The sequence below is a fragment of the Pseudomonas sp. PARCl1 genome, assembly GCF_947311875.1.
GTDB classification, from domain to species: Bacteria; Pseudomonadota; Gammaproteobacteria; order Pseudomonadales; family Pseudomonadaceae; genus Aquipseudomonas; species Aquipseudomonas juntendi.
Genome location: NZ_CAMZMX010000056.1, coordinates 18016 through 30778, shown reverse-complemented (window position 1 = coordinate 30778; position 12763 = coordinate 18016). Strand labels below are relative to the sequence as shown.

Annotated in this window: 11 protein-coding genes; 8 read left to right on the top strand and 3 right to left on the bottom strand. The window is 62.7% G+C overall.

Going from position 1 to position 12763, the window contains the following annotated elements; genetic code table 11:
* Nucleotides 1-101: 101 nt before the first annotated feature.
* From dapC to map, 3 genes are read right to left on the bottom strand one after another with little or no spacing between them, the layout of a single operon-like run.
* Nucleotides 102-1298 carry a succinyldiaminopimelate transaminase gene (gene dapC, locus QME24_RS22295; RefSeq protein WP_029888073.1) on the bottom strand — a complete coding sequence of 399 codons (1197 nt, stop codon included), beginning with the start codon at nucleotides 1296-1298 and terminating at the stop codon, nucleotides 102-104.
* A gap of 30 nt (nucleotides 1299-1328) precedes the next feature.
* Nucleotides 1329-4031 carry a [protein-PII] uridylyltransferase gene (locus QME24_RS22290; protein ID WP_009686956.1) on the bottom strand — a complete coding sequence of 901 codons (2703 nt, stop codon included), beginning with the start codon at nucleotides 4029-4031 and terminating at the stop codon, nucleotides 1329-1331.
* A 32-nt stretch (nucleotides 4032-4063) separates the two neighbouring features.
* On the bottom strand, nucleotides 4064-4846 hold the full coding sequence (gene map, locus QME24_RS22285; RefSeq protein WP_009686955.1) for a type I methionyl aminopeptidase: 783 nt from the start codon (nucleotides 4844-4846) through the stop codon (nucleotides 4064-4066).
* A 443-nt stretch (nucleotides 4847-5289) separates the two neighbouring features.
* Here map and rpsB point away from each other — a divergent pair, with 443 nt between their 5' ends.
* The 8 genes from rpsB to rseP all read left to right on the top strand — a co-directional run bounded on the left by rpsB (nucleotide 5290) and on the right by rseP (nucleotide 12748).
* Nucleotides 5290-6027: a 30S ribosomal protein S2 gene (rpsB, locus tag QME24_RS22280; RefSeq protein WP_003252287.1), complete on the top strand. Its 738-nt coding sequence runs from the start codon at nucleotides 5290-5292 to the stop codon at nucleotides 6025-6027.
* A gap of 185 nt (nucleotides 6028-6212) precedes the next feature.
* Nucleotides 6213-7076: a translation elongation factor Ts gene (tsf, locus tag QME24_RS22275; protein WP_009686951.1), complete on the top strand. Its 864-nt coding sequence runs from the start codon at nucleotides 6213-6215 to the stop codon at nucleotides 7074-7076.
* A 178-nt stretch (nucleotides 7077-7254) separates the two neighbouring features.
* Entirely contained in the window at nucleotides 7255-7998 is a 744-nt protein-coding gene (pyrH, locus tag QME24_RS22270) for a UMP kinase (protein WP_009686950.1), read from the top strand.
* On the top strand, nucleotides 7995-8552 hold the full coding sequence (frr, locus tag QME24_RS22265; RefSeq protein ID WP_029886984.1) for a ribosome recycling factor: 558 nt from the start codon (nucleotides 7995-7997) through the stop codon (nucleotides 8550-8552). Before pyrH ends, frr begins: the two co-directional genes overlap by 4 nt.
* A gap of 15 nt (nucleotides 8553-8567) precedes the next feature.
* Nucleotides 8568-9323 carry a polyprenyl diphosphate synthase gene (gene uppS / locus QME24_RS22260; RefSeq protein WP_009686947.1) on the top strand — a complete coding sequence of 252 codons (756 nt, stop codon included), beginning with the start codon at nucleotides 8568-8570 and terminating at the stop codon, nucleotides 9321-9323.
* Entirely contained in the window at nucleotides 9323-10138 is an 816-nt protein-coding gene (locus tag QME24_RS22255) for a phosphatidate cytidylyltransferase (protein WP_281691057.1), read from the top strand. The genes uppS and QME24_RS22255 overlap by 1 nt, the downstream gene beginning before the upstream one ends.
* Nucleotides 10135-11325, top strand: coding sequence for a 1-deoxy-D-xylulose-5-phosphate reductoisomerase (gene ispC, locus QME24_RS22250; protein ID WP_029886982.1), 1191 nt, complete (start codon nucleotides 10135-10137; stop codon nucleotides 11323-11325). Before QME24_RS22255 ends, ispC begins: the two co-directional genes overlap by 4 nt.
* Before the next feature lie 70 nt (nucleotides 11326-11395).
* The gene (gene rseP / locus QME24_RS22245) at nucleotides 11396-12748 is read left to right on the top strand and encodes an RIP metalloprotease RseP (RefSeq protein ID WP_154211803.1); all 1353 of its coding nucleotides are present in this window, start codon (nucleotides 11396-11398) and stop codon (nucleotides 12746-12748) included.
* Nucleotides 12749-12763: the final 15 nt, after the last annotated feature.

Below are 12763 nucleotides of genomic sequence, written 5' to 3'. Positions count from 1 at the left end.
GCCCGCGAAGCAGGAGACGCGGTGTCTGGCACCGGCTGCGCCGGTGTTCGCGGGCACGCCCGCTCCCACAGGAACCGCGTACAAACCGCCCACCGATCCTGTCAGCGGCTTTGCAGAAACGCGCGAATGCGCTCGGCAGCTTCGATGCACTCGGCCAGCGGTGCAACCAAGGCCATGCGGACACGCCCGGCCCCCGGGTTCACACCATCCACTTCCCGCGAAAGGTAAGACCCCGGCACCACCGTCACATGCTGGGCTTCGAACAGGTCACGGGTGAACTCGGCATCGTCGCCAGGCACCTTGGCCCACAGGTAGAAGCTGCCGTCCGGGCGCTGTACGTCCAGTACCGGCTGCAGGATCTCCAGCACGGCATCGTATTTGGCGCGGTACTGGTCGCGGTTTTCGCGCACATGCGCTTCATCCTGCCAAGCGGCGATGCTCGCCAGTTGGGTTTGCACCGGCATGGCGCAGCCGTGATAGGTACGGTACAGCAGGAATGGCTTGATGATGTCGGCGTCGCCGGCAACGAAGCCCGAGCGCAGGCCCGGCAGGTTGGAGCGCTTGGACAGGCTGTGGAAGACCACGCAACGTTTGAAGTCGCTGCGGCCCAGCTCCGCGCAAGCGCTCAACAGGCCGGGCGGCGGGGCGTCTTCGTCGAAGTACAGTTCGCTGTAGCACTCATCGGCGGCGATCACGAAATCATGCTCGTCGGCCAGGGCAATCAGCGTTTTCAGGGTGTCCATGGGCACCAGCGCCCCGGTCGGGTTGCCCGGCGAGCACAGGAACAGGATCTGGCAGCGCTGCCAGACATCGGCCGGCACGGCGTCGAAGTCCGGGTTGAAGCCATTGGCCTCCAGGCACGGCAGGTAGTGTGGGGTGGCACCGGCCAGCAGGGCTGCGCCTTCATAGATCTGATAGAACGGGTTCGGGCTGACCACCAGGCCGTCATCGGCGCGGTTGACCACGGCCTGGGTGAAGGCGAACAGCGCCTCGCGGGTGCCATTGACCGGCAGGATATGACGGTCGGCGTCGAGCCAGCCGGCGGGCACGCCAAACCGCTGCTCGCACCACTGGCCAATAGCCTGGCGCAGCGCCGGCAGGCCGAGGGTGCTGGGATAGACAGCCAGCTTGTCGAGGTTGTCGGCCATGGCCTGGGCGACGAACGCCGGCGATTCGTGCTTCGGCTCACCGATCGACAGGGCGATGGCGCGTTTGTCCGCCGCAGGCTTCACGGCGCCCAGCAGGGCGCGGAGCTTCTCGAACGGGTAGGGCTGAAGCTGGGTCAAGGCATGGTTCATCGGCGCAAGGTCTCGTCAATCGTCTAATCGTTAAATGGTCAGGCGGCTCGGGCTGGTGTCGCTGCCTTGGCCGGCCTGCAGCTGCTGCACGATAGCTTCCTGCAGGCGGCTGCACAGTTGCGGGTCGGACAGCGGCTGGTTGTCGGCATCGGTGATGAAGAACACGTCTTCGACCCGTTCGCCGAGGGTGGCGATCTTGGCGTTCTGCAGTGACAGGTCGAACTCCAGGAAAATCCGCCCCAGCCGGGCCAGCAGGCCAGGGCGGTCGGGGGCCGTGATCTCCAGAATGGTCACCGGCCGTTGGGCATCGTTGAGGATGGTCACCTGTGGCGGGAAGTCGAAGTGCTTGAGCTGGCGGGGCACCCGGCGCTGAATGATGGTCGGGTAGTTCTCGGGGTTGCGCAAGGCTTCGCTCAGGCCGTCGCGAATCTGCCGCACCCGTTGCGGGTTGTCGCCAATCGAGCCGCCGTCGTTGTCCAGCACGATGTAGGTGTCGAGGGTGAACTGGCTGCTTGAGGTGATGATTCGCGCGTCGTGAATGTTCAGGTTCAGCTGCGACATGGCCGCTACTGTCACCGCAAAGAAGTCGTGCTGGTCCGGGGCGTAGATGAAGATCTGCGTGCCACCCTCGAACTCGCGCTGGGTAGTTTCCTTGATCAGCACCAGCGGGCCGCCATCGGCGGGCTGCTGCAGGATCGCATCACTGTGCCAGGCTACGTCGGCCGCAGTGTGCTTGAGGAAGTAGTCATCGCCCAGCTGCGACCACAATTGTTCGACGTCGTCCGGGTCGGTGCCCTCGCGCACCAGGATGTCCAGGGCGGCAGACTGGGTTTGGCGAATCTGCTCTTCGCGGTCCAGCGGGTTTTCCAGGCCACGGCGCAAGGCCCGCTTGGTCTCGGTGTAAAGCTGGCGCAACAGGCTGGCGCGCCACGAGTTCCACAAGCTGGGGTTGGTGGCATTGATATCGGCCACGGTCAGCACGTACAGGTAGTCCAGGCGCGTTTCGTCGCCCACGTGCAGGGCAAAGTCGTTGATCACCTGTGGGTCGGACAGGTCCTTGCGCTGGGCGGTGGTAGACATCACCAGGTGGTTGAGCACCAGCCAGACGATCAGCCGGCTGTCCCACGCGGGCAGTTGGTGGCGTTCGCAGAACTTCTGCGCGTCTACTGCACCGAGCTCCGAGTGGTCACCGTGGCGGCCCTTGCCGATGTCGTGGTACAGGCCGGCCAGGTAGATCAGCTCGGGTTTGGGCAGGCGCCCCATGAGCTTGCTGGCCAGCGGAAACTTCTCGGACACCGGTGTGTACTGCAGCTTGCGCAGGTGCTTGATGAGGTTGAGGGTGTGCGCATCCACGGTATAGATGTGGAACAGGTCGTGCTGCATCTGCCCGACGATCAGGCCGAACTCGGGCAGGTAACGCCCCAGGATGCCGTAGCGGTTCATTCGGCGCAGGTTGCGATGTATGCCGATCTCGCACTTGAACAGCTCGATGAACAGGCTGGTATTGCGGATGTCGGTGCGGAACGTGTCGTCGATCAGGTGCCGGTGTTCGCGCAGCAGGCGCACGGTATCGGCGCGTACACCCTTGATTTCCGGGTGCTGGGCCATCAGCACGAACATCTCCAGCATGGCGAACGGCGTGCGCTTGAACACGTTCGGCCGGGTGGCCTCGATATAGCCGTCATGCAGGCGGAAGCGCGCATTCAGCGGCTGGGTGCTGCCACTGTCCTCGTCGGCGAGGATGACCTCCTCGAAGTGCTGGATGATCAGGTCGCACAGCTGGCTGATGCTCATCACCACCCGGTAGTACTGGGTCATGAACTGCTCGATCGCCCGCTTGGGGTTCTCGTCGTGGTAGCCCAGCAGTTCGGCCAGGCTGCGCTGGTGGTCGAACAACAGGCGGTCTTCGGCGCGGCCGGCCAGCATGTGCAGGGCGTAACGCACCTTCCATAGAAAGTCCTGCGACGAGGCCAGCAGTTCGTTCTCGCTTTCCAGCAGGAAGCCTTCGCCAGCCAGTGCGAGCAGGTTCAAGGTGCCGTATTGGCGGCGCGCCACCCACAGTACGGTCTGGATATCGCGCAGGCCGCCAGGGGACCCTTTGACGTTGGGTTCCAGGTTGTACTCGGTGTCGTTGTACTTGTGGTGGCGGGCCTTGAGTTCGGCGCGCTTGGCCAGGAAGAACTCCTTGCTCGGCCACATGTGCGCGGTGCTGGTCACGTCCAGCATGCGTTGGCGCAACGGCTCCGGGCCGGCGATGGTGCGGCTTTCCATCAGGTTGGTGATCACCGTGAGGTCGGCGCGGGCCTGTTCGGCACACTCGTCCACGGTACGCACGCTCTGGCCGACTTCCAGGCCTATGTCCCACAGCAGGGTCAGAAACCGTTCGATGGCGTCGCGGTACTGTTCATGCTCGGCAGCGCCCAGGAGGATCAGCAGGTCGATGTCCGAATGCGGGTGCAGTTCACCGCGCCCGTAGCCACCCACCGCAACCAGGGCGATGCCGCTGTGGTCCCCCCAGTCGAACTGGTTCCAGGCCTGTTGCAGGATATTGTCGACCAGCCAGGCACGGGCCTCGATCAGCGGGCGAATGTCGCCGCCGGCGCGGAAACGCTTGTCGAGCACCTCGCCGGCCAGGCGGATGGCTTTCTTGAAAGCGGCGATAGGGCTCGCCTTGAGGGCCAGTTCCGCCTGGAACTGGCCGCGGTCGAACAGTTCGGGGTCCACCTGGGGCATCGCGTCACGTTCCTGTCGTGGGTTGGCCGGGCTCAGGCCGAGGTGCGCGGGATCGTATCGTCCTTGCGCAGGGTGAAGATCTCGTAGCCGGTCGCAGTCACCACCAGGGTGTGCTCCCACTGGGCCGAGAGCTTGCGGTCCTTGGTGATGGCGGTCCAGCCGTCGCCCAGCACCTTGGTGTCGGCCTTGCCCTGGTTGATCATGGGTTCGATGGTGAAGGTCATGCCTTCCTTCAGTTCCATGCCCGTGCCTGCGCGGCCGTAGTGGAGGATCTGCGGTTCTTCGTGGAACACCTTGCCGATACCGTGGCCGCAGAATTCACGCACCACCGAGAAGCCGTTCTTTTCGGCGTGCTTCTGGATCACTTCACCAATGTCGCCCAGGCGGCACCCTGGCTTGACCAGTTCAATGGCCTTGTACATGCATTCCTGGGTCACCTTGGACAGGCGCTCGGCCCATGCCGGCACGGTGCCGACATGGAACATGCGGCTGGTATCGCCGTGGTAGCCGTCCTTGATCACGGTGACGTCGATGTTCAGCGTGTCACCGTCCTTGAGCGGCTTGTCATTGGGGATGCCGTGGCAGACCACATGGTTGATCGAGGTGCAGATCGACTTCGGGTAGCCTTTGTAGTTGAGCGGCGCCGGGATGGCCTGCTGAACATTGACGATGTAGTCGTGGCACAGGCGGTCCAGCGCTTCTGTGGTGACGCCGGGCTTGACGTGTTCCTCAATCATTTCCAGCACTTCGGCAGCCAGGCGGCCAGCGATGCGCATCTTTTCGATGTCTTCTGCGGTCTTGATGGTAACGGTCATTACAGGCTCTCTACGGCGCCGTGCACGGCGCGAACAAACGGGAAAGGGCTTATTCTATCAGAGCGTCAAGCTGCAAGCTGCAAGCTGCAAGCTGCAAGTGGCAAGTGGCAAGTGGCAAGTGGCAAGCGGCAAGCGGCAAGCGGCAAGAAGAAGCGGATCGTGCGTCGGCTGCTTTTTGCTTTTTGCTTTTGCTTTTGCTTTTGCTTTTGCTTGCAGCTTGCAGCTTGCAGCTTGCAGCTTGCAGCTTGCAGCTTGCAGCTGCTTCCACCGGGTTCCGTTTGCCCGCGGTCTGTGGTATAACATGCGCCGCTTTCGGGCACGACCCCGTCAGCATTTAACCCACACACGTGTCGACACGATGACCTGGGTGCCCCGAGTTGCAGAATTCGCGGGTTGGTCATTGGGATACGTGGAGGCCCAACCCGACTTATCAAGGAACTATCATGTCCCAAGTCAATATGCGCGATATGCTGAAGGCCGGTGTGCACTTCGGCCACCAGACCCGTTACTGGAACCCGAAAATGGGCAAGTACATTTTCGGCGCGCGTAACAAGATCCACATCGTCAACCTGGAAAAAACCCTGCCAATGTTCAACGACGCTCTGTCGTTCGTAGAGCGCCTGGCCCAGGGCAAGAACAAGATCCTGTTCGTCGGCACCAAGCGTTCCGCCGGCAAGATCGTCGCCGAGCAAGCTGCTCGTTGCGGTTCGCCATACGTTGACCACCGTTGGTTGGGCGGCATGCTGACCAACTACAAAACCATCCGCGCCTCGATCAAGCGTCTGCGCGACCTGGAAACCCAGGCCGAAGATGGCACTTTCGCCAAGCTGACCAAGAAAGAAGCCCTGATGCGCTCCCGCGACCTGGAAAAACTGGATCGCAGCCTGGGCGGCATCAAGGACATGGGTGGTCTGCCAGACGCTCTGTTCGTTATCGACGTTGATCACGAGCGCATCGCGATCACCGAAGCCAACAAACTGGGTATCCCGGTTATCGGCGTTGTCGATACCAACAGCAGCCCGGAAGGTGTTGACTACATCATCCCAGGTAACGATGACGCCATTCGCGCTATCGAGCTGTACATGACTTCGATGGCTGACGCTGTCATCCGCGGCCGCAACAACGTTGCCGGCGGCACTGAAGTCTACGCTGAAGAAGCGGCTGCACCTGCTGCTGAGTAATAGGCGCTAGCGTCTACTTGGCACGCGAAAAGGGGGCTCTGCCCCCTTTTTGCCACCTTGAAATCCTGCTGTCAGCATCGGCCCCGCATCATGGGCCTGCTGGAACACAAGCAGCGGATTTGCAGAATTTAACGCCCGTGACCAACGGGTGGAATGGTTGAAAAACTTTCCAAGAGGATTTTGAAATGGCAGCAATTACTGCAGCGCTGGTCAAAGAACTGCGCGAGCGTACCGGCGAAGGCATGATGGATTGCAAAAAGGCCCTGGAAAAGGCCGGCGGCGACATCGAAAAAGCCATTGACGACATGCGTGCCTCGGGCGCCATCAAGGCCGCCAAAAAGGCTGGCAACGTCGCTGCTGAAGGCGCTATCGCGGTCAAGACCGACGGTAAATCCGCCGTTCTGCTGGAAGTGAACTCGCAGACCGACTTCCTGGCCCTGCAAGACGACTTCAAGAACTTCGTTGCTGAAAGCCTCGAAGAAGCCTTCGCCCAGAAGCTGACCGACGCTGCGCCGCTGATCGCTTCGCGTGAAGCTGCTCGTGAAGCCCTGGTCGCCAAGTGCGGCGAGAACGTCAACATCCGCCGCCTGGTGCGCGTTGAGGGTGACGTTGTCGGTGCCTACCTGCACGGCAACAAGATCGGTGCCGTTGTTGTCCTGAACGGCGGCGACGTCGAGCTGGCCAAGAACATCGCCATGCACGTGGCTGCGTCGAACCCTGAGTTCCTGGATTCGTCGGAAATCTCCGCCGAGGCCATCGAGCGTGAGAAGGGCGTGTTCCTGCAACTGAACGCTGACAAGATCGCCGGCAAGCCAGAGAACATCGTTGAGAACATGATCAACGGCCGTATCACCAAGTTCAAGGCTGAAGCCTCGCTGAAAGAGCAGGCTTTCGTCATGAACCCGGAAGTCAAAGTTGGCGAGCTGGCCAAGAAAGCCGGTGCTGAAATCGTTTCCTTCACCTACTTCAAAGTAGGCGAGGGCATCGAGAAGCCAGTCGACGACTTCGCTGCTGAAGTTGCCGCTCAGGTAGCTGCTGCCAAGCAGTAAGACAGCCCCGTCTGTCGCCCCAAAGAGGCTGCCCGCTCACGCGCGCAGCCTCTTTGTCAAAGCGGGAACGGTTTACAGAAACCGCTGCTCGCGGACGCAATCGTTGCGTCACGTTACAGTTACAAGCAGGCTCAAGCAGCCCGCAAGAATTTTACAAACGCCGCAGGAGAGATTCGCAATGGCTCAGCAGGGCAGTGGTCATCAGGCTCGCTATAAACGCATTCTACTCAAACTTAGCGGCGAGGCCCTGATGGGCTCGGAAGAGTTCGGGATCGACCCCAAGGTCCTGGATCGCATGGCGCTGGAAGTCGGCCAACTGGTCGGCATCGGTGTTCAGGTAGGCCTGGTGATCGGTGGTGGCAACCTGTTCCGTGGCGCGGCGCTCAGTGCAGCCGGCATGGACCGTGTTACCGGCGACCACATGGGGATGCTGGCCACCGTGATGAATGCCCTGGCCATGCGCGACGCGCTGGAGCGGGCGAACATCACTGCCATCGTCATGTCGGCGATCTCCATGGTGGGTGTCACCGATCATTACGACCGTCGCAAAGCCATGCGTCACCTCAACGCCAAGGAAGTCGTGATTTTCGCCGCCGGTACTGGCAACCCGTTCTTCACCACCGACTCTGCCGCTTGCCTGCGCGCCATCGAAATCGATGCCGACGTGGTATTGAAGGCAACCAAGGTCGATGGTGTATACACTGCAGATCCATTCAAGGACCCGCATGCCGAGAAGTTCGATCATCTGACCTACGATGAAGTGCTGGATCGCAAGCTGGGGGTAATGGATCTCACGGCAATCTGCCTGTGCCGCGACCACAAGATGCCGCTGCGCGTCTTCAACATGAACAAGCCCGGCGCCCTGCTGAACATCGTGCATGGCGGCGCGGAAGGAACTCTGATCGAGGAAGTCCAGAAATGATCAACGATATCAAGAAAGACGCGCAGGAGCGCATGACCAAGTCTCTCGAGGCCCTGGCTCGCAACCTGGCGGCCATCCGTACGGGTCGCGCTCACCCAAGCATCCTGGATACCGTCAGGGTCACTGCCTGGGGCAGCGAGATGCCGCTGAACCAGGTGGCTGCAATCACCGTCGAAGATGCCCGCACGCTGAAGATCGTCGCCCACGACAAGAACCTCAGCGCGGCTATCGAAAAAGCCATCCTCACCTCTGACCTGGGCCTGAACCCGTCCAGCGCCGGTACCACCATTCGCGTGCCCATGCCGGCCCTGACCGAGGAAACCCGCAAGGGCTATACCAAGCAGGCCAGCGCTGTTGCCGAAGACGCCAAGGTAGCCGTGCGCAACGTGCGCCGCGACGCCCTGGCCGACCTGAAGAAGCTGACCAAGGACAAGGAAATCAGTGAAGACGAAGAGCGTCGCGCCGCTGATGACATCCAGAAGCTGACCGACAAGTTCGTTGCCGAGGTCGATGCTGCCTTCAAGGCCAAGGAAAAGGACCTGATGGCCGTCTGAGGCCGGGGTTTTTTAATGGAAAAGACCAAGCCAGCGGTGCCGTCCTCGGTGCCGCGTCATGTCGCGATCATCATGGACGGCAACAACCGCTGGGCAAAAAAACGCCTGCTGCCCGGCGTTGCCGGGCACAAGGCGGGTGTCGACGCCGTTCGCGCGGTCATCGAAGTCTGTGCCCAGTCAGGGGTCGAGGTGCTGACCCTGTTCGCCTTCTCCAGTGAAAACTGGCAGCGCCCGGCCGAAGAAGTCGGTGCGCTGATGGAACTGTTCTTCTCGGCCCTGCGCCGTGAGGCCAAGCGCCTCAACGAAAACAATATCAGCCTGCGCATCATCGGTGACCGCTCGCGGTTCCACCCGGAGTTGCAGGCTGCCATGCGCGAGGCCGAGGCGCTGACCGCCGGCAACAACCGCTTCATCCTGCAAATCGCTGCCAACTACGGCGGCCAGTGGGACATTGCCCAGGCCGCGCAACGGCTGGCGCGGGAAGTGCAAGCCGGGCACCTGCGTCCGGACGACATCACCCCTGGCCTGCTGCAGACGTGCCTGGCAACCGGTGAACTGCCGTTGCCGGACCTGTGTATCCGCACCGGTGGCGAGCATCGCATCAGCAATTTCCTGCTGTGGCAGCTGGCATATGCCGAGCTGTATTTCTCCGACCTGTACTGGCCGGACTTCAAACACGAGGCCATGCGTAAAGCCCTGGCCGATTTCGCTTCGCGCCAGCGCCGCTTTGGTAAGACCAGCGAGCAGGTCGAGGCTGGAGCTCGTGCTTAATGCTTAAACAACGCATCATTACCGCGCTGATCCTGCTGCCGATTGCGCTGGGTGGTTTCTTCCTGCTCAACGGTGGGGATTTTGCCCTGTTCATCGGCTTCGTAGTGACCCTCGGTGCCTGGGAATGGGCGCGCCTGGCCGGCCTGATGGCCCAGCCGCTGCGCATTGCCTACGCCCTGGTGGTGGCCGGGGCGCTGATGCTGCTGTACATCCTGCCGGAGCTGGCCCCCTGGGTGCTCGGCGCCGCAGTGATCTGGTGGGGGTTGGCGACCTGGCTGGTGCTGGCCTATCCACGCAGCAGCGAGTTGTGGGCCAGTGCTGCCTGCCGGCTGCTGATCGGCCTGCTGGTATTGCTGCCCGCCTGGCAGGGGTTGGTGCTGCTCAAGCACTGGCCGCTGGGCAACTGGCTGATTCTCTCGGTCATGGTGCTGGTGTGGGCTGCCGATATCGGCGCGTACTTCTCTGGCCGTGCATTCGGCAAGCGCAAGCTGGCCCCGCAGGTCAGCCCCGGCAAAAGCTGGGAAGGCGTGTATGGCGGGCTGGCGGTCAGCTTGCTGATCACCCTCGGTGTGGGCATAAGCCGCGACTGGGGCGTCGGCCAAGTGCTGCTCGGCCTGCTGGGTGCTGCGCTGCTGGTGATGGCCTCGGTGGTCGGTGACCTGACCGAGAGCATGTTCAAGCGCCGCTCCGGCATCAAGGACAGCAGCAACCTGCTCCCCGGCCACGGCGGTGTGCTCGACCGCATCGACAGCCTGACGGCAGCGATCCCGATCTTTGCCGTGTTGTTGTGGGCTGCCGAATGGGGTGTCATGTGACTCGCCCGCAACGTATCACCGTGCTCGGTGCCACCGGCTCCATCGGCCTGAGCACTCTGGACGTGATTGCCCGGCACCCTGATCGCTACCAGGCGTTCGCCCTCAGTGGCTATTCGCGTGTGGACGAACTGCTGGCCCTGTGCGTGCGCCACCGCCCGGCGTTCGCCGTGGTGCCGAGCAGTGAAGCGGCCATGCGGTTGCGTGCAGGTCTGGCGGCGGCCGGTTGTGCAACCGAGGTGCTCGAAGGCGACGCCGGGCTGTGCCAGGTGGCGTCGGCAAGCGAAGTGGACGCCGTGATGGCGGCCATCGTCGGGGCTGCCGGCTTGCGGCCCACCTTGGCGGCTGTCGAGGCGGGCAAGAAGGTCCTGCTGGCCAACAAGGAAGCGCTGGTGATGTCGGGGGCCCTGTTCATGGACGCCGTGCGGCGCCATGGCGCCGTGCTGCTGCCAATCGACAGCGAGCACAACGCTATCTTCCAGTGCATGCCTGGCGACTATGCCCGTGGCCTGAGTGCGGTGGGGGTGCGGCGGATCCTGCTGACGGCTTCCGGTGGCCCGTTCCGTGAAACGCCCGTCGAAGCGCTGATGGGGGTGACCCCGGAGCAAGCCTGTGCGCACCCGAACTGGTCGATGGGGCGCAAGATCTCCGTGGATTCGGCCAGCATGATGAATAAAGGGCTGGAACTGATCGAAGCCTGTTGGCTGTTCGATGCTGCGCCGGCCAAGGTCGAAGTGGTGGTGCACCCGCAGAGCGTGATCCACTCGCTGGTCGACTACGTGGATGGCTCGGTCCTTGCCCAGCTGGGCAACCCGGACATGCGCACCCCGATCGCCAACGCCCTGGCCTGGCCCGAACGGATCGACTCCGGGGTGGCGCCGCTGGACCTGTTCGCGGTCGCCCGTCTGGATTTCCAGGCGCCCGACGAACAACGCTTCCCTTGCCTGCGCCTCGCGCGGCAGGCTGCCGAAGCCGGCAACAGTGCCCCTGCCGTGCTCAATGCCGCCAACGAAGTGGCGGTGCAAGCATTTCTCGAGCGGCGTATTCGCTTCCCGGAGATCGCGGGTATGATCGAACAGGTACTCGAGCAGGAACCTGTGGTGCCCCTGCCTTCCCTGGACGCGGTATTCGCCGCCGACCAGCGGGCCCGGGAGCTTTCCCGGGAGTGGCTGCGCCGCCACGGCCGCTGATGCAGGCTCGCTACGGTGCGTGGGGGGCAGGGTATTGCCCCGCCCCGCTGAATATCATTCGGAGATGGACATGACAGCGCTCTACATGATTATCGGCACCCTCGTGGCCCTGGGGGTGCTGGTGACCTTTCATGAATTCGGCCACTTCTGGGTCGCGCGCCGCTGTGGCGTGAAGGTGCTGCGTTTTTCGGTGGGCTTCGGCACGCCGTTGCTGCGCTGGCATGACCGCCATGGCACCGAGTTCGTCGTGGCGGCGATCCCGCTGGGCGGTTACGTGAAGATGCTCGACGAGCGCGAAGGTGATGTGCCGCCGGCGTTGCTCGGCCAGTCGTTCAACCGCAAACCGGTAGGCCAGCGTATCGCCATTGTCGCGGCCGGCCCGATTGCCAATTTCCTGCTGGCAATCTTGTTCTTCTGGCTGCTGGCGATGCTGGGTACCCAACAGGTTCGCCCGGTCATTGGTAGCGTCGATGCCGGCAGCCTGGCGGCGTCGGCCGGGCTGGCCGCAGGTCAGGAAATCGTCTCTGTGGACGGCAAGCCGACCAGCGGTTGGGCGGCGGTCAACCTGCAGCTGGTGCGGCGCCTGGGCGAGAGCGGCACCTTGCAGGTTGGCGTGCGCGACGATGGCGCCAGTGCCGAGCGCCAGTTGCAGGTCAAGCTGGACAGCTGGTTGAAGGGCGCCGATGAGCCAGACCCGATCCAGTCCCTTGGGCTGCACCCATGGCGCCCGGCAATTGCGCCGGTGCTGGCCGAGATCGACCCGAAAGGGCCGGCTGCCGCTGCGGGCCTCAAGAGCGGTGACAAGCTGCTGGCGGTCGACGGCGTTGCCGTGACCGAATGGCAGCAGGTGGTCGACAGTGTACGTGCCCGGCCGGATGCCAAGGTGGAGGTCCGCGTGGAGCGCGACGGTGCTGCCCTCGACGTGCCGGTGGTCCTGGCCCACAAGGGCGAGGGCAAGGCCGTTGCCGGGTACCTGGGTGCCGGGGTCAAAGGTGGCGAATGGCCTGCCAGCATGCTTCGCGAAGTCAGCTATGGCCCGCTGGAGGCGGTGGGCGAGGGCTTGTCACGCACCTGGAACATGAGTGTCCTTACCCTCGAATCGCTGAAGAAAATGCTGTTCGGGGAGCTCTCGGTAAAAAACTTGAGTGGACCGATAACCATTGCTAAAGTGGCGGGCGCTTCAGCCCAGTCCGGCATCGGGGATTTCCTGAATTTCCTCGCCTACCTGAGCATAAGCCTGGGGGTTCTTAACCTGCTGCCCATCCCGGTACTCGATGGGGGGCATTTGCTGTTTTATCTGGTCGAGTGGGCGCGCGGTCGTCCGCTGTCGGATCGGGTGCAAGGTTGGGGGGTCCAGATCGGTATCAGTTTGGTCATAGGGGTGATGTTGCTCGCCCTGATCAACGATCTGGGTCGACTATAAAGCTTCGCTCAATTG

Bases quoted from the DNA above. Each gene is read 5' to 3' on its own strand.
- map (WP_009686955.1), bottom strand. From the start codon at position 4,846: ATGACCGTTACCATCAAGACCGCAGAAGACATCGAAAAGATGCGCATC.
- rpsB (WP_003252287.1), top strand. From the start codon at position 5,290: ATGTCCCAAGTCAATATGCGCGATATGCTGAAGGCCGGTGTGCACTTC.
- rseP (WP_154211803.1), top strand. From the start codon at position 11,396: ATGACAGCGCTCTACATGATTATCGGCACCCTCGTGGCCCTGGGGGTG.
- pyrH (WP_009686950.1), top strand. From the start codon at position 7,255: ATGGCTCAGCAGGGCAGTGGTCATCAGGCTCGCTATAAACGCATTCTA.
- uppS (WP_009686947.1), top strand. From the start codon at position 8,568: ATGGAAAAGACCAAGCCAGCGGTGCCGTCCTCGGTGCCGCGTCATGTC.
- dapC (WP_029888073.1), bottom strand. From the start codon at position 1,298: ATGAACCATGCCTTGACCCAGCTTCAGCCCTACCCGTTCGAGAAGCTC.
- QME24_RS22290 (WP_009686956.1), bottom strand. From the start codon at position 4,031: ATGCCCCAGGTGGACCCCGAACTGTTCGACCGCGGCCAGTTCCAGGCG.
- frr (WP_029886984.1), top strand. From the start codon at position 7,995: ATGATCAACGATATCAAGAAAGACGCGCAGGAGCGCATGACCAAGTCT.
- QME24_RS22255 (WP_281691057.1), top strand. From the start codon at position 9,323: ATGCTTAAACAACGCATCATTACCGCGCTGATCCTGCTGCCGATTGCG.
- tsf (WP_009686951.1), top strand. From the start codon at position 6,213: ATGGCAGCAATTACTGCAGCGCTGGTCAAAGAACTGCGCGAGCGTACC.